Annotated in this window: 19 protein-coding genes and 1 pseudogene; 9 read left to right on the top strand and 11 right to left on the bottom strand. The window is 67.8% G+C overall.

Translation table 11 applies throughout. From position 1 onward, the window contains the following. Positions 1-66 precede the first annotated feature (66 nt). Positions 67-1,740 (bottom strand): (2,3-dihydroxybenzoyl)adenylate synthase, encoded by a 1,674-nt coding sequence (locus BN973_RS07545; protein WP_036466983.1) that lies wholly within the window; start codon positions 1,738-1,740, stop codon positions 67-69. A 104-nt stretch (positions 1,741-1,844) separates the two neighbouring features. Between BN973_RS07545 and BN973_RS07540 the strand changes: the two genes are divergently transcribed. Together BN973_RS07540 and BN973_RS07535 are read left to right on the top strand one after the other, a co-directional pair. Continuing rightward, positions 1,845-5,342, top strand: coding sequence for a non-ribosomal peptide synthetase (locus BN973_RS07540; RefSeq protein ID WP_036466981.1), 3,498 nt, complete (start codon positions 1,845-1,847; stop codon positions 5,340-5,342). 151 nt (positions 5,343-5,493) lie between these two features. Then, positions 5,494-6,396, top strand: coding sequence for a TauD/TfdA dioxygenase family protein (locus tag BN973_RS07535; RefSeq protein WP_036466979.1), 903 nt, complete (start codon positions 5,494-5,496; stop codon positions 6,394-6,396). Here the strand turns inward: BN973_RS07535 and BN973_RS07530 are convergent. The 3 genes from BN973_RS07530 to guaB all read right to left on the bottom strand — a co-directional run bounded on the left by BN973_RS07530 (position 6,393) and on the right by guaB (position 11,015). Then, a complete protein-coding gene (locus tag BN973_RS07530) occupies positions 6,393-8,138 on the bottom strand; it encodes a GMC oxidoreductase (RefSeq protein WP_036466977.1) in 1,746 nt (581 codons plus the stop codon). The genes BN973_RS07535 and BN973_RS07530 overlap by 4 nt on opposite strands. A 133-nt stretch (positions 8,139-8,271) precedes the next feature. Next, entirely contained in the window at positions 8,272-9,399 is a 1,128-nt protein-coding gene (locus tag BN973_RS07525; RefSeq protein WP_036472141.1) for a GuaB3 family IMP dehydrogenase-related protein, read from the bottom strand. A 14-nt stretch (positions 9,400-9,413) separates the two neighbouring features. Then, a complete protein-coding gene (gene guaB, locus BN973_RS07520; protein ID WP_036466974.1) occupies positions 9,414-11,015 on the bottom strand; it encodes an IMP dehydrogenase in 1,602 nt (533 codons plus the stop codon). A 149-nt stretch (positions 11,016-11,164) separates the two neighbouring features. Here guaB and BN973_RS07515 point away from each other — a divergent pair, with 149 nt between their 5' ends. Continuing rightward, positions 11,165-11,578, top strand: a complete 414-nt coding sequence (locus BN973_RS07515; protein ID WP_003879523.1) for a DUF5319 domain-containing protein — start codon at positions 11,165-11,167, stop codon at positions 11,576-11,578. Positions 11,579-11,614: 36 nt separating this feature from the next. Here the strand turns inward: BN973_RS07515 and BN973_RS07510 are convergent. The 3 genes and pseudogenes from BN973_RS07510 to BN973_RS07500 form a co-directional block, all read right to left on the bottom strand. Continuing rightward, positions 11,615-12,283, bottom strand: a pseudogene (locus tag BN973_RS07510) (anti-sigma-D factor RsdA); the annotation flags it as partial. Beyond that, positions 12,276-12,851 (bottom strand): sigma-70 family RNA polymerase sigma factor, encoded by a 576-nt coding sequence (locus tag BN973_RS07505; protein WP_036466970.1) that lies wholly within the window; start codon positions 12,849-12,851, stop codon positions 12,276-12,278. The gene BN973_RS07505 and the pseudogene BN973_RS07510, both read right to left, overlap by 8 nt. 80 nt (positions 12,852-12,931) lie before the next feature. Next, positions 12,932-13,747, bottom strand: coding sequence for a hypothetical protein (locus BN973_RS07500; protein ID WP_036466969.1), 816 nt, complete (start codon positions 13,745-13,747; stop codon positions 12,932-12,934). 356 nt (positions 13,748-14,103) lie between these two features. Between BN973_RS07500 and BN973_RS07495 the strand changes: the two genes are divergently transcribed. Further along, positions 14,104-14,412, top strand: a complete 309-nt coding sequence (locus BN973_RS07495; RefSeq protein WP_036466967.1) for a WhiB family transcriptional regulator — start codon at positions 14,104-14,106, stop codon at positions 14,410-14,412. Between the two features lie 93 nt (positions 14,413-14,505). Here the strand turns inward: BN973_RS07495 and BN973_RS07490 are convergent, their stop codons facing one another. Further along, a complete protein-coding gene (locus BN973_RS07490) occupies positions 14,506-14,961 on the bottom strand; it encodes a MarR family winged helix-turn-helix transcriptional regulator (protein ID WP_198048902.1) in 456 nt (151 codons plus the stop codon). Further along, complete coding sequence (locus BN973_RS07485; RefSeq protein WP_036472139.1) at positions 14,958-15,644, bottom strand: nitroreductase; 687 nt, start codon at positions 15,642-15,644, stop codon at positions 14,958-14,960. The genes BN973_RS07490 and BN973_RS07485 overlap by 4 nt, the downstream gene beginning before the upstream one ends. A gap of 104 nt (positions 15,645-15,748) precedes the next feature. On the opposite strand from BN973_RS07485, the gene BN973_RS07480 reads away from it, so the two are divergent. Continuing rightward, entirely contained in the window at positions 15,749-16,738 is a 990-nt protein-coding gene (locus tag BN973_RS07480) for an LLM class flavin-dependent oxidoreductase (RefSeq protein WP_036466963.1), read from the top strand. 3 nt (positions 16,739-16,741) lie between these two features. Here the strand turns inward: BN973_RS07480 and BN973_RS07475 are convergent, their stop codons facing one another. Together BN973_RS07475 and BN973_RS07470 are read right to left on the bottom strand one after the other, a co-directional pair. Then, complete coding sequence (locus BN973_RS07475) at positions 16,742-17,950, bottom strand: thiolase family protein (protein WP_036472138.1); 1,209 nt, start codon at positions 17,948-17,950, stop codon at positions 16,742-16,744. A gap of 10 nt (positions 17,951-17,960) precedes the next feature. After that, positions 17,961-18,359, bottom strand: a complete 399-nt coding sequence (locus BN973_RS07470) for a Zn-ribbon domain-containing OB-fold protein (RefSeq protein WP_036472137.1) — start codon at positions 18,357-18,359, stop codon at positions 17,961-17,963. Between the two features lie 66 nt (positions 18,360-18,425). Here BN973_RS07470 and BN973_RS07465 point away from each other — a divergent pair, with 66 nt between their 5' ends. The 4 genes from BN973_RS07465 (at position 18,426) to BN973_RS07450 (ending at position 21,899) form a co-directional block, all read left to right on the top strand. Continuing rightward, the gene (locus BN973_RS07465) at positions 18,426-18,875 is read left to right on the top strand and encodes an OsmC family protein (RefSeq protein ID WP_036466961.1); all 450 of its coding nucleotides are present in this window, start codon (positions 18,426-18,428) and stop codon (positions 18,873-18,875) included. A gap of 69 nt (positions 18,876-18,944) precedes the next feature. Then, positions 18,945-19,742 (top strand): SDR family NAD(P)-dependent oxidoreductase, encoded by a 798-nt coding sequence (locus BN973_RS07460; protein ID WP_198048901.1) that lies wholly within the window; start codon positions 18,945-18,947, stop codon positions 19,740-19,742. Continuing rightward, the gene (locus BN973_RS07455; protein WP_036466955.1) at positions 19,739-20,149 is read left to right on the top strand and encodes a RidA family protein; all 411 of its coding nucleotides are present in this window, start codon (positions 19,739-19,741) and stop codon (positions 20,147-20,149) included. The genes BN973_RS07460 and BN973_RS07455 overlap by 4 nt, the downstream gene beginning before the upstream one ends. Positions 20,150-20,267: 118 nt before the next feature. Further along, positions 20,268-21,899, top strand: coding sequence for an AMP-binding protein (locus BN973_RS07450; protein WP_036466952.1), 1,632 nt, complete (start codon positions 20,268-20,270; stop codon positions 21,897-21,899). Positions 21,900-21,932: the final 33 nt, after the last annotated feature.

The following is a 21,932-nucleotide window of genomic DNA, read 5'->3' as shown; positions in this document are numbered from 1 at the left end:
CGTTCATCGGAGCCACCATTCAATGTCATGTCAGTCAAATCCCAAGTGCGCCAGGGTCAGCGTCGCTCACGCCCGTGTCAGGCTGACGACGATTTGCTTCTTGTCCACCTTGCCCACCGCCGTCTTGGGTAGCGACCGCATGGCTTCCAGCACGTCCGGCTTGGCGTGAACCGAGACGCCGCGGCCGTCCAAGAATCCATTCAGCTCGGCCAGGGTGACCGGTGCGCCCTTGAAAACAACTGCCGCACAGATCTTTTCGCCGAGGTACTGATCCGGCAGGGCGACCGCCGCCGCGTCGGCGACGGCGGGATGGGCGTGCAGGTGTTCCTCGAGGTCCGACGCCGAGACGGTCTCGCCGCCCCGGTGGATGACGTCCTTGATCCGGCCGGTCACCTCGACGTAGCCGGCCCGCGGGCCGTCGGTGAAGATCCGCACCCGGTCACCGCTGCGGTAGAAGCCGTCGGGGCTGAACGAGCGGGCGTTGGCCTCGTCGGCGCGGTAGTACCCGTTGATCGTGTACGGCCCGCGCACCAGCAGCTCGCCCTCTTCACCCGGGGCCACTTCGTCGCCGTTCTCGTCGACGACCTTCATCTCGTCGGCGGGCGACATGGGCCGGCCCTGCAGGTTGTCCACCACGTCGACGGGATCGCCGGGCCGGGTGAAGTTCAGCATCCCCTCGGCCATACCGAAGATCTGCTGCATACCCGCGCTCAGGTTCTCGCGAATGAACCGGGCCTCGTCGGGCAGCAGCCGCGATCCGCCAACCTGCACCACGCGCAGCGAGGTCGGCAGCACCGGCTCCCAATCGCAGGCCTGCGCCCACAGCTTGGCGAGCGCGTTGACCAGACCGGTGACGGTGACCCGGTGCCGGTCGATCAGCGCGAAGCAGGCCTCGGGGCTGGGATCGTCGGTGAAAATCGTGGCGGCGCCCACGGTCATCGCGCCCAGCAGACCCGGGCAGGCCAGCGGGAAGTTATGGCCGGCGGGCAGGACCACGAGGTAGGCGTCGTCCCCGGTCATCCCGTAGGCCGCGGCGCACGCCGAAGCGTTGTAGCGGTAGTCGTCATGGGTGCGGGCGATGAGTTTGGGTAGCCCCGTGGTGCCGCCCGAAACCAGCAGCAGCGCGGGCAGGCCCGGATCCGGTGCCGCGGTTGGCCGGACAGGGCCCGCGTAGTGCTGCACGTCGGCCCAGGCCTGGAAATCGCCCGGGTCGCCGTCGACCAGCACCCGGGTCAGCCGCGGGCGCTCGCGCACCAGCGCGGTGGCCATCTCGCGGTAGTCGAAGCCACCCGCCTGGTCGGTGATCACCATCCCGACCGCCCCGCTGACCTCGGCGAAGTGGCTCAGCTCGGCGGTGCGGTGGCCGGGCAGGCACATCACCGGCACCACCCCGGCGCGCAGCAATCCGAACAGTGCCAACGCGAATTGGCAGGAGTTGGGCAGCTGGAGCAGGACCCGGTCGCCGGCGACGAAGCCGAGGTTGGTCAGCCCGCCGGCGATGCGATCGGCCAGCGCGTCGAATTCGGCGAAGGTGTAGCTGGTGTGCGCATCCGCGATGCCGCAGCGCTGCGGCCAACGGTGCGCGGCCTCGCGCAGAACCGAATCCAGCGGCAGCCCCGCCCAGTAGCCGGCCCGCCGGTAGGCGTCGGCCCGGTCACTCGGGAACGGGACGAATCCCGTTGCGAGGTCGACACTTTCGTCGTGTTGCACCTCGGCATCGGGATGGAATCCGGTGCTCATCGCGGTCAGCGCCCTTCCGGGGGTAAGTTAAGTCCGAAAACAAATATAGGGTAGCCTCCGCATAGTTAGGACAGCCTTCACTAATTGCTGAGAGGTTTCACACAATGGGTCGCGCCGCGACGAGCTCTCTGAGCGTCCGAGAACAGGTCGCCGAATTGCTTGGCATCGCCCCCGAAGCGCTGGACCCCGAAGCCGACCTTATCGCCTCCGGGCTCGACTCGATACGGATGATGTCGCTGTCCGGCCGGTGGCGCCGGCAGGGCATCGACATCGGTTTCGCGTCCCTGGCCGAGAACCCGACCGTCGCCGCCTGGACGCGAATGGTCTCGGCGCTGCGCCAGGACGAAGGCGGCAACGAGGAACCCGAAGCCGCGGCGCCCGGTGACGACGACGGCGAGACTTTTCCGCTGGCGCCCATCCAGCACGCATTGTGGTTGGGCCGCAACGAAGAGCAGGCCCTCGGCGGCGTGGCCCCGCACCTCTACGTGGAGTTCGACGGCGCCGGCGTCGACCCGGAACGGCTCCGCGTCGCCGCAGCCGCGCTCGCCCGCCGCCATCCGATGCTGCGGGTGGAGATCCTGCCCGACGGCACCCAGCGGATCACCGACCGCACCGTGGGCGTCGAGGTGGTCGACCTGCGCGACCTCGACACCGCCGCGGCGCAGCAGCGGCTGGATCAGATCCGCGACGCCAAGTCGCATCAGATGCTTTACGGCGAGGTGCTGGAGATCGCGCTGACGCTGCTGCCCGACGGGCGCACCCGCCTGCACGTCGACATGGACATGTCGGCCGCCGACGCCGTCAGCTACCGCAACTTCATGGCCGACCTCGCGGTCTTCTACCGCGGCGGCGACCTGCCCGAGCTGAGCTACACCTACCGGCAGTACCGGGCCGCGCTGACGGCCGCCACCTCGGTGTCCGACGAGGACCGGCAGTGGTGGGCCGAGCGGGTGCCGGACCTGCCCGAACCGCCGTCGCTCCCGCTGGTGCCGGCCTCCGAGCAGGCCAATCCGCGCCGCAACATCCGGCTCTGGCACTACTTCGACGCCGACATCCGCGAGGCGCTGTTCGCCGCGGCCCACAAGCGCGGCGTCACCCCCGCGATGGCGATCGCCGCGTCCTACGCCGGGACGCTGGCGCGCTGGTCCACGAACTCCCGGTTCCTGCTGAACCTGCCGATGTTCGGCCGCGAGCCGTTTCACGCCGACGTCGACAAACTCGTCGGCGACTTCACCACGTCGCTGATGCTCGACGTCGACCTGACCGACGCCCCGACCGCGGCGGCCCGGGCCCGCGTCCTGCAGGAGTCGCTGCACGCCAGCGCGGCGCACTCCAGCTACTCGGGGTTGTCGATCCTGCGCGACCTGACCCGGCATCGCGGCATGCCGACGCTGGCGCCCTTCGTGTTCACCAGCGGGCTGGGGCTCGGCGACCTGTTCGACGGCGAGGTCACCGAGCAGTTCGGCAAGTGCGTCTGGCACATCTCGCAGGGGCCGCAGGTGTTGCTGGACTCCCAGGCCACCCCGTTCGACGGCGGCCTGCTGGTCAACTGGGACGTCCGCGCCGAGGCGTTCCGGCCGGGCGTCGCCGACGCGATGTTCGCCTACCACGTCGCCGAGCTGATCCGGCTGGCCAACGACGACGACGCCTGGGAGGCACCCGACCCACCGGCACTTCCGCCCGAACAGCGCGCCCTGCGCGCCAGGCTCAACGGCGTCACCACCGCGCCGAGCTCAGATGCGTTGCACGACGGCTTCTTTCGATCCGCGGCCGCGCACCCCGATGCGCCCGCGGTGTACAGCAGCCTCGGCGATCTCACCTATGCGCAGCTGCGCGAGCAAGCCCTTGCCGTGTGTGCGACGTTGCGGGACCGCGGGATTGGACGCGGTGACGCGGTCGCGGTGCTGGGCCCCAAGACCGCCGAGCAGATCCCGGCGCTGCTGGGCATCCACGCCGCCGGCGGTGTGTACCTGCCGATCGGCGTCGACCAGCCGGCCGACCGCGCCGCACGCATCCTGGGCGGCGCGGGCGTGGCGTCGGCGCTGGTGTGCGGGCCCCGAGGGCTCGACGACCTGCCGGTTCCCGCGCTGACCGTGGCGGAAGCCGTCGCGCAGGGCCTGCCCGCCGCCGCCGACACCGAGCCGGCCGCCACCGATCCGGCCGATGTCGCCTACGTGCTCTTCACCTCGGGCTCCACCGGTGAGCCCAAGGGCGTCGAGGTCAGCCACGACGCCGCGATGAACACCGTCGAATTCATCAACGCCCACTTCGACATCGGCACCGACGATCGATGCCTGGCGCTGTCCACCCTGGAATGCGACATCTCGGTGCTGGACATCTTCGGGATGCTGCGCGCGGGCGGCTCGATCGTGGTGGTGGACGAGGAGCAGCGGCGCGATCCCGACGCGTGGGCGCGGCTGATCGAGCGGCACCGGGTCACCGTGCTGCACTGGCTGCCCGGCTGGCTCGAGATGCTGGTCGCGGTGAACTCGGGCCGGATCTCGTCGGTGCGCGTGGTGCCCACCGGCGGCGACTGGGTGCGCACCGAGATGGTGCGCGCGCTGCGTGCCCAGGCCCCGCGGGTCCGCGTCGCCGGGCTGGGCGGAGCCACCGAGACGGCCATTCACAACACGATCTGCGAACCCGGCGAGCTGCCACCGCACTGGGCCGCGGTGCCGTTCGGCCACCCGCTGCCGAACAACAGCTGCCGCGTGGTGGCGGCCGACGGGTCCGATTGCCCGGACTGGGTTCCCGGCGAATTCTGGGTCGGCGGGCGCGGCATCGCCCGCGGCTATCGCGGCCGGCCGGACCTGACCGAAGGCAAGTTCATCGAGCACGACGGCAAAAACTGGTACCGCACAGGCGATTTGGCTCGGTATCTGCCCGACGGCACGCTGGAGTTCGTCGGCCGCGCCGACCACCGGGTCAAGATCAGCGGCTACCGCGTCGAGCTCGGCGAGGTCGAGGGAGCACTGAACAGGCTGGAATCGGTGGACGGCGCCGTGGCCGCGGTGATCCCCGTCGCCGGCGACACCAAGCGCGAGCAGTTGGCCGCGCTGGTCCGGGTCACCGACCCCGCGTTGACGCCGGCACATCTGACGGCCGCGGTGTCGGGATTCGTTCCGCCCCACATGGTTCCCGACCTGATCGTGCTGGTCGCCGAGATCCCGTACACGGTCGGCGGCAAGATCGACCGGAAGGCGGCGGGCGAGCTGCTCTCGCGCGCCGGCCAGCAGCGCGCCGCCGAGACCGGGACGGACCGACGGGCGCCGTCGACACCGCTGGAACGGGCGCTGGCCGACATCACCGCCGGCCTGCTGCGCGTCGGGACGGTGAGCGCCGACGACGATTTCTTCGGCCTCGGTGGAGATTCGGTGCTGGCCACCCAGCTGGTCGCCCGTGTCCGCGCCTGGCTGGACACCCCCACCGTGATGGTGGCCGACATCTTCGCCGCGCGCAGTGTGTCGACGCTGGCCGCGCTGCTTGCCGCCCGCGAACCGGGCAGCGATCGACTGGCCCAGGTGGCCGAGGTCTACCTCGAGGTGGCGGCGATGGAGCAGCACGAGGTGGCCTCCGCGCTGGGCTCCACGACCGCGTCCTGACATCGGTCAACTTCCTCAAATTTTCGCTTGAGCTGCGGCTTTGTCGCGGGTCGAAGCCGCGCAATCGACCCCTTGCCCAAACTGTAGACACTCGACTACACTCGCGGTTAGTCAACTGACTACACCCGACGTTCAAGCAAGGAAGAGGGCCATGAAAGACCAGATAACCGTCACCAAGCTGGGCAGCCGGATCGGCGCTCGGGTCGACGGGGTGCACCTCGGCGGCGACCTCGACCCGGTTGCCGTCGAGGAGATCCGCCGGGCGTTGCTGACTCACAAGGTCATCTTCTTCCGCGGCCAGCACCACCTCGATGACCAGCAGCAGCTGGCGTTCGCTCGCCTGCTGGGCACACCCGTCGGCCACCCGGCCGCCGGTGCGCTCGCAGCCAAAGGCGCACCGATCATCACGCCGATCAACTCCGAATACGGCAAGGCCAACCGCTGGCACACCGACGTCACGTTCGTCGCGAACTACCCGGCGGCCTCGATTCTGCGGGCGATCACCCTGCCCCGCTACGGCGGCTCGACGCTGTGGGCCTCGACCGTCGCGGCCTACGAGGATCTGCCCGAGCCGCTGAAGTGTCTCGCCGAAAACCTGTGGGCACTGCACAGCAACCGCTACGACTACGTGACCGCCGAAGCCGTCCTGTCGATGACCGACGCGCAGCGGGCGTTCCGGCAGGCGTTCGAGAAGCAGGACTTCCAGACCAAGCACCCCGTGGTGCGGGTGCATCCGGAAACCGGTGAGCGCTCCCTGCTAGCGGGTAACTTCGTGCGCAGCTTCGTCGGCCTGTGCAGCCACGAGTCAAGCGCACTGCTCGAACTGTTGCAATGTCGAATCACTAAGCCCGAGAACACTATTCGCTGGCACTGGGAGGCCGGTGACGTCGCCATCTGGGACAACCGGGCCACCCAGCACCGGGCGATCGACGACTACGACGACCAGCCGCGGCTGATGCACCGGGTCACGCTGATGGGCGACGTGCCGGTCAACGTGCACGGCGAGCGCAGCCGGGTGGTCACGGGCGCGCCGCTCCAGGCGATCGCGAGCTAACCGACCGAGCCGACCGGGTCGATCGGCAGCCAGCGCAGCGCGCCGGGCGCGTCGGCCGGCACCACCGGGTACTTCGGCGGGATCGGGTCCAGCCGGCGGTAGCTATCGCCTTGGCGCGGCCGCAGATCGCGCTCGCCCTTGTTCGGCCATAGCGAGGCGGCCCGCTCGGCCTGCGCGGTGATCGACAGCGACGGGTTGACGCCCAGATTGGCCGAGATCGCGGCGCCGTCCACCACCAGCAGCGACGGATAGCCGTAGACGCGATGGTAGGGATCGATGACTCCGTGCTCGGGGCTGTCGCCGATCACCGCGCCGCCGAGGAAGTGCGCGGTCAGCGGAATGTTGAACAGCTCACCCCAGGTGCCGCCGGCTACGCCGTCGATCTTGTCCGCGATGCGGCGGGTGACCTCGTTGCCCACCGGGATCCACGACGGGTTCGGCTCGCCGTGCCCCTGCTTGCTGGAATACCAACGGATGCCCAGCTTTCCGCGCTTGGTGAACGTGGTGATCGAGTTGTCCAGGTGCTGCATGACCAGCGCGATCACCGTGCGTTCGCTCCAACGGCTGGGATTGAGCAGTCGCAGCATCTTGCCCGGATCCTCGCCGGCGGTGTCGAGCAGCTGCCGCCAGCGCGGCACATAGGTTTCATCGGGGCCTTCGGCCCCTGGGCCATCGGTCATCAACGTCTGCAGCAGCCCCATGGCGTTGGAGCCCTTGCCGTAACGGACGGGTTCGATGTGCGTGTCCGGCGTCGGGTGAATCGACGACGTGATCGCCACACCGTGCGTCAGGTCCAGATCCGGGCTGACCTCCAACCGTCCGGCGCCGACGATCGACTCCGAGTTGGTCCGAGTCAACACACCCAAACGTGTTGAGAGACGCGGCAATCGGCCCTTGTCGCGCATCTTGAACAGCAGGTGCTGCGTCCCCCAGGTGCCGGCGGCCAGGATCAGGTGGGTCGCGGTGTAGGTGCGCCGGCCCCGGCGCACCCAGCTGCCGGTGCGAACCGTGCCGACCTCCCACAGCCCGTCGGAGCGCTGCTCGAAGCTCTTTACCGTCGTCATCGGAATGACTTGTGCCCCAGCTGATTCCGCGAGGCCGAGGTAGTTCTTGAGCAAGGTGTTCTTGGCGCCGTAGCGACAGCCCGTCATGCAGCAGCCGCATTCCAGGCAGCCGGTGCGGTCGGGGCCAACGCCGCCGAAGAACGGGTCGGGCACCGTCTTTCCCGGCGTCTTGGTTCCGTCCGGCCCGAAGAACACCCCCACCGGGGTGGGCACGAAGGTGTCGCCACAGCCCATCTCGTCGGCGACTTCCTTGACGATGCGGTCGGCGTCGGTGAACGTCGGGTTGGTGACCACACCCAGCATCCGCTGCGCCTGCTCGTAGTGCGGCATCAGCTCGCTGCGCCAGTCGGTGATGTGGCGCCACTGCTGGTCGTTGAAGAACGGATCCGGCGGCACGTACAGCGTGTTGGCGTAGTTCAACGACCCGCCGCCCACCCCGGCGCCGGCCAGGATCATCACGTTTTTCAGCGGGTGGATCCGCTGAATGCCGTAGCAGCCCAACCTGGGCGCCCACAGAAATTTGCGCAGGTTCCACGACGTCTTGGCGAACTCGTCGTCGGCGTAGCGCCGGCCGGCCTCCAAAACGCCTACGCGGTAACCCTTTTCGGTCAACCGCAGCGCGCTGACACTGCCGCCGAACCCCGAACCGATGATCAGGACGTCGTAATCTGGCTTCATCCCCACCAGTATGAACTTACCGGCGAGTAATAAGCCAGCGCGCCCTTACCCCCGGCCCACGGTCGAGCGTGACGTTGGTTTCACGTTCGGCGCCGAACGTGAAACTAGTTTCACGTTCGAAGAATGGCCGGCCCTAGATGCCGACGGTGAGGCCGACCTTCTGGAATTCCTTGAGGTCGCAGTAGCCGGCCTTGGCCATCGATCGGCGCAGGCCACCGACCAGGTTGAGGCTGCCGAACGGGTCGTCGGACGGCCCGTTGAGCACCTGCTCGAGCGGCGGGCGCTCGCCGACCGCGATCTGCAGCAGCGCCCCGCGCGGCAACGACGGGTGCGCCGCCGCGGCCGGCCAGAACCACCCGCCGCCGAGCGCCTCGTCGCTTTCGGCCAGCGGGGTGCCCAGCACCACCGCGTCGGCACCGCAGGCGATGGCCTTGGCCAGCTCACCGGAGGTGTGGATGTCGCCGTCGGCCAGCACATGCACGTAGCGGCCGCCGGTCTCGTCGAGGTACTCGCGGCGCGCGGCCGCGGCGTCGGCGATCGCGGTGGCCATCGGCACGCTGATGCCCAGCACCTCGTCGCTGGTGGTCACGCCCCGGGTGGAGCCGTAGCCGACGATGACGCCGGCGGCGCCGGTGCGCATCAGGTGCAGCGCGGTGCGGTGGTCGAGCACCCCGCCCACCACCACCGGCACGTCGAGCTCGGAGATGAAACTCTTCAGGTTGAGCGGTTCGCCGTTGGAGGCCACGCGCTCGGCCGAGACGATGGTGCCCTGGATGACCAGCAAGTCGATCCCGGCCTGCAACAACACCGGGGTCAGCGACTGCGCGTTCTGCGGGCTGACCCGCACCGCCGTGGTCACGCCGGCCTCGCGGATGCGGGCCACCGCGGCGCCCAGCAGGTCCGGGTTCAGCGGCACCGCGTGCAACTCCTGCAGCAGCCGGATCGACGCCGACGGTTCGGGTTCCTTTTCGGCGGCCTCGACCAGCTGGGCGATCTTGGCCTGCACGTCGGCGTGCCGGCCGATCAGGCCCTCGCCGTTGAGCACGCCCAGCCCGCCAAGCCGGCCCAGCTCGATCGCGAACTCCGGCGACACCAGCGCGTCGGTCGGGTGGGCCACGACGGGGATCTCGAACCGGTAGGCGTCCAGCTGCCAGGTCGTCGACACGTCCTGCGACGAGCGGGTGCGCCGGGACGGAACGATGCTGACTTCGCTGAGCTCGTAGGTGCGACGCGCGACGCGGCCCATCCCGATCTCGACCATGTTCAGTTCGCTGCTCACCGGGCGTAGTAGTTCGGTGCTTCGACGGTCATCGTGACGTCGTGGGGGTGGCTTTCCTTGAGCCCGGCCGACGTGATCCGGACGAACTGCGCTTGTTGCAGCACCTCGATGGTCGGCGAGCCGGTGTAGCCCATCGCGGCGCGCAGCCCGCCGGTCAGCTGGTGGATCACCGACGACAGCGGGCCGCGGAACGGCACCCGGCCCTCGATCCCCTCGGGCACCAGCTTGTCCTCGGAGAGCGCGTCGTCGGCGAAGTAGCGGTCCTTGGAGTAGGACCTGCCACTAGCCCCAGCGCCACTGCGGCCCGCCATCGCGCCCAGCGATCCCATCCCGCGGTAGCTCTTGAACTGCTTGCCGTTGACGAAGATCAGCTCGCCGGGCGCCTCCGCGGTGCCGGCCAGCAGCGAGCCCAGCATGGCCGTCGACGCACCGGCGGCCAGCGCCTTGGCGATGTCGCCGGAATACTGCAGTCCGCCGTCGGCGATGACCGGCACACCGTGCGGTCCGCAGGCCGCGACGGCTTCCAGGATCGCCGTGATTTGAGGGGCGCCGACCCCGGCCACCACCCGGGTGGTGCAGATCGAGCCCGGCCCCACGCCGACCTTGACCGCGTCGGCTCCGGCCTCGACCAGCGCCAGCGCGGCCGAACGGGTCGCGACGTTACCGCCGATGATCTCGACGCGGTCGCCGACCTCGGCCTTGAGTTTGCCGACCATGTCCAGCACCAGCCGGTTGTGGGCGTGCGCGGTGTCGACGATCAGCACGTCAACCCCGGCGTCGACCAGCATCATCGCGCGGACCCAGGCGTCGCCGCCGACACCGACGGCGGCGCCCACCAACAGCCGGCCGTCGCTGTCCTTGGTGGCCAGCGGGTGCTGCTCGGTCTTGACGAAGTCCTTGACGGTGATCAGCCCGGTCAACCGGCCGTGACCGTCGACGACGGGCAGCTTCTCGATCTTGTTGCGGCGCAACAGCCCCAGCGCCGCGTCGGCGGTGACGCCCTCGCGGGCGGTGATCAGCGGGGCCTTGGTCATCACCTCGGAGACCGGCCGCGTCTGGTCGACCTCGAACCGCATGTCGCGGTTGGTGATGATGCCGACCAGCGCGCCGGAGTCGTCGACGACGGGCAGGCCGGAGATCCGGAAGCGGGCGCATAGCGCGTCGACCTGGGCCAGCGTGTTGTCCGGCCGACAGGTGACCGGGTCGGTGACCATGCCGGCCTCCGACCGCTTCACCATCTCGACCTGGCCGGCCTGCTCGGCGACGGGCAAGTTGCGGTGCAGCACGCCCATGCCGCCGGCGCGGGCCATCGCGATGGCCATCCGGGACTCGGTGACGGTGTCCATCGCCGAGCTGACCAGCGGCACCCGCAACCGGATCTTCTTGGTTAGCTGGCTGGAGGTGTCGGCGGTGGCGGGAACCACATCGGAAGCGGCGGGCAGCAGCAAAACATCGTCGTACGTCAGGCCCAGCATCGCGACCTTGTGCGGGTTGTCTCCCCCGGTCGGCACGCCCTCGTCGGCCAGGCCGCCGACGCGCAGGTAAGGGCTGGCGACCAGGTCGGAGCTGTCTTCGAGGTGGGACGTGCCACGGGACATCGGTGAAACCCTCCATGCGCGCGCGGAGCGAGAAACCCATCCTATCGGTCCCGGACGTCGGGGAGTTGAATCTGTTGGCGCGCCGCCCGCCCAATCGGCGCGGGTCGGCCTGCTGGCGTTACCACGGCCTGGCTGCGTAGGCTAGGGGCGTGCGTGACCACCTCCCTCCGGGTTTGCCACCCGACCCTTTCGCGGACGACCCATGTGACCCGTCCGCGGCGCTGGACGCCGTCGAGCCCGGACAGCCGCTGGATCAACAAGAGCGGATGGCGGTAGAGGCGGATCTGGCCGATCTGGCCGTATACGAAGCACTGTTGGCGCACAAGGGAATTCGCGGTCTTGTGGTGTGTTGCGACGAGTGCCAGCAGGACCACTATCACGACTGGGACATGCTGCGGGCCAACCTGCTGCAACTGCTGATCGACGGCACCGTCCGCCCGCACGAGCCGGCTTACGACCCGGAGCCGGACGCCTACGTCACCTGGGATTACTGCCGGGGATACGCCGACGCCTCGCTCAACGAAGCGACATCAGACGCCGACGGATTTCACCGCCGCCACTGAGGCGACCGAACCGCCCGTTCGCTAGTGCGTATTGCGCGGCACCGCGCTGGGCGCAGGCGGGATTGCGCTCGGCGACTGCGGAACCGGAAGGGGCGCCGGCGAGAGCGTCGCATTCGGATCCCGCGAATCGACTTTCGCGTTCAGCAGCTCGATTTCGTCCAGTAGCTCTTTGCGGCCGGCACTGTCATTCATCGATTGCACGGTGCTGCTGACTTCCGCCAGCTGATTCTCGGCCTGGGTCCACTGCCCCTTGTCGATCAGTTGCTGCACCTTCGCCAGATCGGCCTTGGCGGACAACATGATCTGGTTCTGGTTGACCCGCGGCTCGTCGAAGAACATCGAGTGCAGCCCGTACAGCGTTCCACCGGGGCGGGCCTCCACGACCATGGCCCCGAAACCGCTGAGGGCGATCAACGTCGCCGCCACCGAGCCGATCGTCGCCAGGCCGCGCCGGCCCCGCCGCTGCTCCAGCATGCCGGCACGCAGCGCCCCGACGGCCTCCTCCGGCGAAACCAGCGCGCTGGCCGGTGGCCACCGCAAGTCGTCGCGCCAATCCCCCAGCAGGGTGGCCAGCGCGTCGTCGTTGGGATCGTCGACGTCGATGCGCTGACGTTCGGCGAGCGCGTCGAGCAGCAGATCGGACCGGCTCAACTCGTCGAGTCCCGGTCGGTCTGTGAAACCAGATTCAGGCCCAGATTTAGGCATAGTCCCCCGCCGCAACCATCTCGGATTTGAGCCGCGTCAAAGCTCGGTGCTGAGCTACCCGAACGGCTCCTGGCGTCGCGCCGACGGCGGCGGCGGTCTCTTCGGCAGACAGGCCGACGACGACGCGAAGAATGAGGATCTCGCGCTGCTTGGCGGGAAGGATGTCGAGCAATTCGTTCATGCGGCTGACCGAATCGGCTTCGAGGGCCCGCTGCTCGGGACCGGCCTCGGATGACCAGCGCTCGGGAACGGATTCGGAGGGGTAGGCGAGGTCGCGGCCGGCGGCGCGATGGGCGTCGGCCACCTTGTGCGCCGCAATGCCGTACAGGAAGGCCAGAAAGGGGCGTCCTCGATCCCGGTAGCGCGGCAGGGCTGTCAGAGTCGCCAAGCACACCTCCTGAGCCACATCGTCGGCTGTCAGGCCACCCCGCTCGACCGTGCCGACTCGCGCCCGGCAATATCGCACCACAATCGGACGGATGGTCTCCAGCACCTCCCGTAGGGCGTTTCCATCTCCCGCTACGGCTTCGGCAACCACAGCGTCGAGACGTTCCGCTTGAATTGTCATCGACGGCGGTATCTCCAACGTTACAAACCGGACGCATCGCGGGCTAACTCTCGGAATGACAATAACGGCCGAAAGCCGTTTCACCCGGAAGGCCAGGTTCCACCGGCGCGCCGCACCTGGCCTGCGCAGACATCCCGAATTTCGGCCATTTTGGGCGCCGAAATCGTGACGCTGCCGATATCAAACAGCAAGCAGGCCGATGCCCATCGAAGCGGTATCAGCCCCAGCCGGCCGGTGGCGTCCAGCGCCGCCTCGGCGACGGTGCGGGCGCGGTCGATCGCGCCGGCACTGCACAGCGCGGCGGCGAGCACCACGTCACTCTTGACTTGGTGCCGCTGCGAGGCCGGTTCCATGGCCCGGGCGAGCTCGACGGCTTCGGCGGCATGACGGACCGCGGCCGCGCCGTCGCCGCGCGCCATCGCCAACTCGGCGGCCACCCATTGCCGGCGCACCGGCAGCCGGTCCGGCACACCCGCGGCCAGCTCGGGGTCCGCGCGCGCCAGCAAGGTCGCCGCGGCGGCGAAACGGCCGACGCCCAATGCGTCGGCCGCCAAGCCGATCAGCGCATCGGCGCGGGCTTCGGGATCGGCGCCGGCGAGCGCGAGGGCGCGACCGTCCCAGCCCCGGGCCCGTGCGTGCCAACCGAGTTGGCGCAGAAAGGATCCCTGTGTGCTGTGGGCCAGCGAGACCAGCGGGCCGGACGCCACGTCGCGGCGTAACGCCGCGAGGTCTCGGTAGGCACTGCCGTATCGGCCCTGTCCGCCGGCCGCCACTGCCCGCAACCAGAGTTCGCTCGGGGAGGTCGCCGTCGGCAGCGGCCAGCGGGCCGGCTGGTCGCCGAAGGCGGCCGCGGCCAGCGTCGGCACAATCGGCGAAGTGTGACGAGTTTCAATCACGGTGATAGTAGTAAACAGTTCGTGCTGATGGTGTTACTGAAATGTTAATCACGATCATCTCTGTAATAAATGGCCCTATCCGGCCATTGGGCTCTGAGCTGGGAAATCTCGGTTTGGTCAAGTCCCTGGTAGCACCGTTCTCCCACGCAAAATGCGCGGCGGATGAACGCAAAGTTAATTCTGCTCCAACCTCTACATACTTTGTCGCACTAAACGCCTATTGACGTAAATTCACCGCCCCACCTAAGTTCTAGCAATGACGGGTAGTCATCGGTGACGCCACCCTTAAATCAGTTGCACACTCACTTTGCGAACCAAACCTCACTTGGGCGTGCCGTGCAGAGAGGGAACTAGCCATGCCACAGCCGGAGCAGCTACCTGGGCCCAACGCGGACATTTGGAGCTGGCAGTTGCAAGGACTGTGCCGCGGCGTTGACTCCTCGATGTTCTTTCACCCCGATGGCGAGCGTGGCCGCGCCCGCATGCAGCGTGAGCAGCGCGCCAAGGAGATGTGCCGGCAGTGCCCGGTGATCCAGCAGTGCCGCTCCCACGCACTCGATGTCGGTGAGCCGTACGGGGTTTGGGGCGGCCTGTCCGAGTCCGAGCGCGACATGCTGCTGAAGGGCGACATCGGCCGCAACCGCGGCATCCGCCGCTCGGCCTAGCCGTTCGTGCGTCGAAGCGATCGCGACACTTAAGCCATCGCGACGACACGCCGAGAACGTCCGCCGTGGCTTCAGTCTCGAGGAGCACCCTGTCTACCGCTGCTCGCCGGCAGAGGTGAATCGGGTGAGCAGATCGGACAATTGTTGCGCTTCTCCCGGCCGCATGACCGACACCAGCTGTTCGGCCAGCGGCTCCGCGGCGACATGCGCCGCGTCGAACAGCTCGATCCCCTTTTGCGTGATCTCCACGGCGCGCACCCGCCGGTCCCCCGGAACGGGCTTGCGCACGGCCAGACCGTCGCGCTCCAGGTCGTCGACGACGCGCATGATTCCCGCCTTGTCCGAGCCCGTCGCCTCGACCAAATCCCGCTGCTCGGTGGGGCCGCGGTTGACGAGCACGAGCAGAACGGCGAAGTGTCGCAACTCGATGCCGAGCGGCCGTAGCGCCTCCGACATCACCGCCGCCGCGCGCCAGTGCGCCCGGCGCAGCAACAAACCGAGCGCAAAGGGCGAGGGATCGCCGGGGCGGTCGGTGGCACGCGCGGTCACGATGCCCGCACCGGGGACTCGTCGCCGACAGATGTGACCGTTTCGTCGAGCGGCGCCCTGCCGGTTCGGATGTAGCTGACCGCGGGGTCTTCATAGCCGATCGACATGCCACAGAAGAGCATCAGTCCGTCCGGCGGGCGCAGCGTCTCGGCGACCGTCTCGCGAACTTGCGACCACGCCATCTGCGGGCAGCTGTCCAGGCCCTCGGCCCGCAGCAGCAGCATGACCGTCTGCAAATACATGCCCAGGTCGGCAAATTGGGCCGGTCCCATGTCGTGATCGATGTAGCAGAACAGGGCCGCGGGAGCGCCGAAGCAATCCCAGTTGGCGATCGCCGCGCGCTGGCGCCCCTCCCAGTCGTCGCGCGCAATTCCGAGCGCGCTGTAGCGCTCCTTGCCGAAGGCCGAACGGCGCTCGCGATACGGGGATTTCAGTGCCTCCGGGTACATCTCGTACTCCCGCTCGTCCCAGGGGTCGCCGGCCGCTACCCGCTCGACCGCGCGCTTCTTGAGCTCGGCCAGGGGCGCCCCGGTCACGACGTAGACGTTCCACGGCTGGATGTTGGATCCGGACGGCGACCACGCCGCGGCCGACATCACACGTTCCAGCGCCTCGGTCGGCACCGGCTGGTCGGTGAATCCGCGCACTGCCCGTCGGCTGGTGACCGCCTCGTATACGTCCATGATCGCCACCTTCGTCCGCTACTTTTCTATTCGTATCATATAATACTGTATTGAATGATACTATTCCGCGCGGGCGACCAAGCCTTCCTCAGTAGAGTTCGAACATGGACTTCTCGTGTGCGTTCGCAACGTCGTCGAACACCCCGGCCCACGTGGAACTCGCCGAGACACTCGGCTACGCGCGTGCCTGGCTCTACGATTCCCCGGCGCTCTACCCGGATGTGTGGATGATTCTGACCCGGTGTGCGGAGCGCACGTCGCGCATCGGCCTCGGGCCGGGTGTGCTCGTTCCCAGCCTGCGCCATCCAATGGTCAACGCGGCCGCGATCGCCGAGTTGGTCAGCCAGGCGCCGGGCCGGGTCGCGGTGGCGGTCGGCTCGGGCTTCACCGGCCGAATGTCGTTGGGCCAGAGGCCAATGCCGTGGCGGCAGGTCGCCGAGTACGTCCGATGCCTGAAGGCTCTTCTCGCCGGGGACACCGCGGTCTGGGACGGGGCCAGGATCGGCATGTTGCAGCTGCCCGGCTTCGGGGCGCAGCGGCCGATCGAGGTGCCGATCCTGATCGGCGCGGACGGCCCGAAGGGGCTGGCCGTCGCGGCCGAACTCGGCGACGGCGTCTTCTCCGCCGCCGTCCCGCAGCCCGATGCCGCCAAAGCGTGGCGGGCACTGCTGTGCTTCGGCACGGTGCTCGACGAAGGCGAGGACCTGGCCTCGCCGCGCGCAATCGATGCCGCCGGGCCCGCCGCGGCGGTGCTGTATCACGCCATGTACGAACGCGGCGGCGCCGACGCGGTCGACGCCTTGCCGGGCGGGCGGGGGTGGCGCGAGGCGATCGAAGCGCACCCGAAGGATGAGCGGCATCTCGCGATCCATACCGGACATCTGGTCAAGGCCAATCCCAGCGACGCGCCGCACATCGCCGACCTGATCCCGTTTGCCGCCTCGATGGCGCTGACCGGCCCGGCCGCTCAACTGCCGGACAAGATCGCCGGACTCGCCGCGCAGGGCGTCACCGAGATCGTCTACCAGCCAGCCGGATCCGACATCGAGCGGGAACTCACAGCATTCGCCTCCGCCGCCGGCCTGGCGGACTGAGAACTACGCCGTCGACCTCTCCAGGACGTGCACGCCGCAGGCCGAACCGAGTCCGATGACGTGCGCCAGACCCACCTTCGCGTCCGCGATCTGGCGCTCCTTCGCCTCACCGCGCAGGTGGTGGCAGATCTCCCAGACATTGGCGATCCCGGTGGCCGCGATCGGATGGCCCTTGGACTCCAGCCCCCCTGACACGTTCACCGGCGTCGAGCCGTCCCGCCATGTCGCACCCGAGTTGAAGAAGTCGGCGGCGCCACCCTCTTCGCACAGCATCAAATTGTCGTAGTGCACCAATTCGGCCGTGGCGAAGCAGTCGTGCAATTCGACGAGATCGAGGTCGGCCGGGCCGATGCCCGCCTGCTCATACGCGATCGTCGCGGCCTTTCGGGTGAGCGTGTTGACGTTCGGCAACACCTGACAGCCTTCTTCGTACGGGTCGGTCGTCAGCACCGACGCCGACACCTTCACGGCGCGCCGTCGCTGCTCGAGCGACAACGACTTGAGCGTCTCGCCGCTGCACACGACGGCGGCCGCGGCGCCGTCGCAGTTCGCCGAACACATCGGGCGGGTGTTCGGGTACGCGATCATGACGTCGTTCATGATCTGCTCCAGCGTGAACCGCTTCTGGTACGACGCAAGCGGATTCAGGGTGGAGTGGGCGTGGTTCTTCTCGCTGATCTTTGCGAACAACTCGAAGCTGGTGCCGCCGTACTTGTGGCCGTACTCGACGCCGATCTGGGCGAAGACGCCCGGCATCGTCTCGGTGCCGATCCTGCCGTCGATCGCGGCCACCGCTCCGTAGCGGCCCGCGGGTGTCCAGGTGTCGGCGTCCTTTTTCACGGACCCACCCGCCAGCAGACCGGCACCCGCGAGCTTCTCGACACCGACGGCCAGGCCATAGTCCACCTCCCCGGCCTTGACGGCCATGATGGCGGTGCGCAGTGCGGTGGCGCCGGTCGCGCAGGCGTTGGCGACGTTGTAGACGGGGATGCCGGTCTGGCCGATCTGCTTCTGAAGCTGTTGGCCGATGCCCGCGCTCGCGTTCATCAGGTTGCCCGCGGCGATCACCCCGATGTCCGCCATCGTGACGCCCGCATCCGCAAGCGCGCCCATGGCCGCCTCGGCGGCCAGATCGACCGTGTCGAGTTCCGGGTGCTTGCCGAACTTGGTCATGTGGATGCCGAGAATCCAGACCTCATCGCTTGCGCTCATCATCGCTCCTTTACGAGGCGGGCTCGAAACCGAACCCGACCGCCTCGGTGCCTTCGGAATCGGTGCCGATCGGGTGGGTGGCCAGGCGTACTTTCATGCCGTCGAAAACGTGCTCGGGATCGGGCTCGACGTTGATGAGATTCGCGCGCACCTGGGTCCCGCCGCAGTCCACCACGGCGGCCACGAACGGGGTCGGAATCCCGGGTGCCGCGAATGCGACGATGGTGAACGCGCGCACCGTGCCCTCGGTCGCGACCGGGACGGTTGCGAATTCGGTGGCAAAGCAATTGGCACACGCGTTGCGCCGATCGAAGTATTTGGCGCCGCAGTTGACGCATTCCTGCGCGACCAGATGCGGACGGTCGCCGTCAAGGACCAAATAGTCGACGAGTGGGACCTGCCCGGCCATGCGCACCTCCATCGTTGGTGCCCTCGACGTTATCGCTCGGCCGCCGGCGCCGATAGCGTGGGCTGTATGACCACACACGAGACTGGCCAGGCCGAGGGCACGGTGACCGTCGCGGAGACAGGCACCGGAACGTATACGCAGCAGATCACCGCCGGACACCACCAACTCGTCGCCGACGAACCACGGCCGATCAGCGATGACGCCGGGCCGACACCCTACGATCTGCTGCTGGCCGCGCTGGGTTCGTGTACCTCGATGACGGTGCGGATGTACGCCAATCGCAAAGGCTGGCCGCTGGAGAATGTTCGAGTCACGTTGCGGCACTCGCGGATTCACGCTCAAGACTGTGCCGAGTGCGAAACCAAAATCGGGTGGGTCGATCACATCGATCGCGAGATCGAGTTGACCGGCGATCTCGATGACACGCAACGGCAAAAGCTACTGCACATCTCCGAACGCTGCCCCGTTCACCAGACCCTGACCTCCGAAGTCCACATCGCCACGTCGTTGCGCTGACGGCAAGCCAACTCGCGGCGACGCCTGCTCGGCAGGCACCCCGACAACTCCGTTGCGTATATTGCTATCTTGACGACCGTAACCAATTCATGGCACGGTCGAAGGGTGCTCAACTCGAGTCCAGTGGCCCTGGTCACCGGTGCCGGTCGCGGCATCGGCCGTGCGGTGGCGGTACGACTGAGCTCGCAGGGCTACCGCGTTGCGCTCACCTCGCGCAACGCAGACCAGTTACACGAGACCGCCCGAGCCTGTGCCGGCAAGAGCCTCGTACTGCCGGAAGACATCACCTCCAGCGAAGCCATCGACCGCCTCTTCGACACCGTCGAGGAAACGTGGGGCGGCATCGAGGTCCTCGTCGCCAATGCGGGCGCGGCAACCTCGGCTCCGGTTTCCAGGACCACCGACGAGCAGTGGGCCCAGATGCTCGAGCTGAACCTCACCGCGCCGTTTCGATGCATCAGACGCGCCATCCCCACGATGCTGAACCAGGGCCACGGCCGAATTGTGGTGGTGGCATCGGTCGCCGCCAAAAAGGGCGAACCGTATGTCAGCGCCTATACCGCCAGCAAGCACGGCGTGCTGGGCGTGGTCCGTTCCGCCGCGGCCGAGGTTGCGGCAAAGGGGATCACGATCAACGCGGTCTGCCCGGGCTACGTCGACTCGTCGATGACCGAGCGCACCATCGCCAACATCGCCACGGCAACCAACCGCACCACCGAGCAAGCACGGGCGGCGCTGGAGGCCAAACAGCCCAACGGGCGACTGGTGACGGTCGACGAGGTGGCCGAAGCAGTTTGGCTGTGCGTCACGAACTCCGCCCTCAATGGGCAGGGCATCACCATCGACGGCGGAGGAGTCCAGTCGTGAAGTCTCAGGCAAATCTCACGTTCGTCAACCCGCCCGAGTTGGGCGCACCCAAAGGGTTTTCGCACGCCGTGGTGGGCACCGGGTCGATCGTGTTCCTGGCCGGCCAGACGGCATTGGATGCATCCGGCCGCATCCGCGGCGAAAATGTGGTCGCGCAATTCGAGCAGGCTCTCGCCAACCTGCTCACCGCGCTCGCGGCCGCGGGGGGCAAGCCCTCCGATCTCGCGAGCCTGACGATCTACATCGTCGATATGGCCGAATACCAAGCCAATTCCCGCGCGATCGGTGCTGTGTGGAAGCGGCTCGTCGGCAATCAATACCCGGCCATGGCAGGCATCGGCATCGCGCGCCTGTGGGATGCCGAGGCGCTTGTCGAAGTGCAGGGATACGCGGTACTGCCCACTTGACTGTTCTACAGGCCCGGTCGCCGGGGCCTCAGTATATCTATTTCTTGACTACCGTCATTGACACCGCATACTCGTGCGGGCACACTGCACTCGAGGGGTCTCTTCCAGGAAGGACGCGATGCCGGCACCCTCTGCCCACCACGACACATTTTGCCGAGACAATCTTCCAGCCGAAAGCGACTGGCCCGAGCTGCTTTTGGATGTTGCCGGCCTGGAATACCCCGAGCGCCTCAACTGCGCGGTCGAGCTACTCGACAACGTCGCCGACCGCTTCGGCGCCGACCGGCCATGCCTGTTGGCACCCGGCCGCGCCCCGTGGACATACGGCGACCTGCGTCGGGTCTCCAACCAGATCGCGGCGGTACTCACCGAAGATCACGGGATTGTCCCTGGAAATCGCGTCCTACTCCGCGGCCCCAACAATCCGTGGCTGGTCGCGTGCTGGTTCGGCGTCATCAAGGCCGGAGCGGTCGCAGTCACCACGATGCCGATGCTCCGCGAAAAGGAGCTGGCCATCATCGCCGACATCGCGGCGGCCGACTTCGCGTTGTGCGACGCCCGATTCACCGAGGCGCTCAACTCCGCGGGCATTCGGGGACTCCGAGTCGTGGACTACGGCGGTGGCGCCGGTCTCGACGTGGCGATCGCCGACAAGCCCGCCGAGTTCACCTCCGTTGACACCTCCGCGGAAGACGTTGCCCTCCTCGCCTTCACATCGGGTACGACGGGTCGCCCCAAAGCCACGATGCATTTCCACCGCGACATCCTGGCGATAGCCGACACGTTCTCGGCACACGTCCTCAAGCCGACAGCATCGGACGTCTTCACGGGAACCCCACCACTTGCGTTCACCTTTGGTCTCGGCAGCCTGGTGGTGTTCCCTCTTCGCGTCGGCGCCTCAACCCTGCTGCTAGAGAGGGCAACTCCCGACCAACTCGCCGACCTCGTCGCGGAGCACCGGGCATCGGTATGCTTCACCGCACCCACGGCCTACCGCTCGATACTGGCCTCGGGCAAGGCCAACCGGCTTTCGACGCTGCGGCGCGCGGTCTCGGCCGGCGAGCACCTCCCCGCAGCTACGTGGCAGTCGGTCTTCGACGCGACCGGCATCCGCCTCATCGACGGCATCGGGGCGACGGAGATGCTACATATCTTCATAGCTTCCACCGACGACGAACCGAGACCAGGTTCCACCGGCCGTGCCGTACCCGGCTATGTCGCAACGGTTCTCGACGAGCATGGGCGCCCGCTCCCTCCCGGAACTCCGGGACGCCTCGCGGTCAAAGGCCCCACCGGCTGTCGCTACTTGCGCGACCCCAGGCAACGCGAGTACGTGCAACACGGCTGGAACATCACCGGCGACACCTTCATCCAGGATGCCGATGGCTACTTCTGGTATCAGGCGCGCAGCGACGACATGATCGTCTCCTCGGGCTACAACATCGCGAGCCCCGAAGTCGAAAACGCATTGCTCGCGCACCCGGACGTCAGCGAATGCGGTGTCGTCGGTCTCCCGGACGAAAGCCGGGGCCAGCTCGTCACTGCTTTCGTCGTGCTGCGCGAGGGAGTCGACGGCACCGAAGTTGTTGCGACACAACTGCAGGAGTTCGTCAAGCGACAAATCGCTCCCTACAAATACCCCCGCCGCGTGGTCTTCATCGAAGCGCTGCCCAAGACCGCCAGCGGCAAGCTGCAGCGGAACCGGCTTCAAGAGCTGCAGCCGGGCCCGGGCGCGCAACCATCCCGATGACAGATATCCTATCTATTTGACGTTCGTCATGGT

The sequence above is a fragment of the Mycobacterium triplex genome, from assembly GCF_000689255.1.
Taxonomy (GTDB): Bacteria; Actinomycetota; Actinomycetes; order Mycobacteriales; family Mycobacteriaceae; genus Mycobacterium; species Mycobacterium triplex.
Note: the sequence above shows the minus strand (reverse complement) of the source record. Positions and strands in the feature narration are given on the sequence as shown.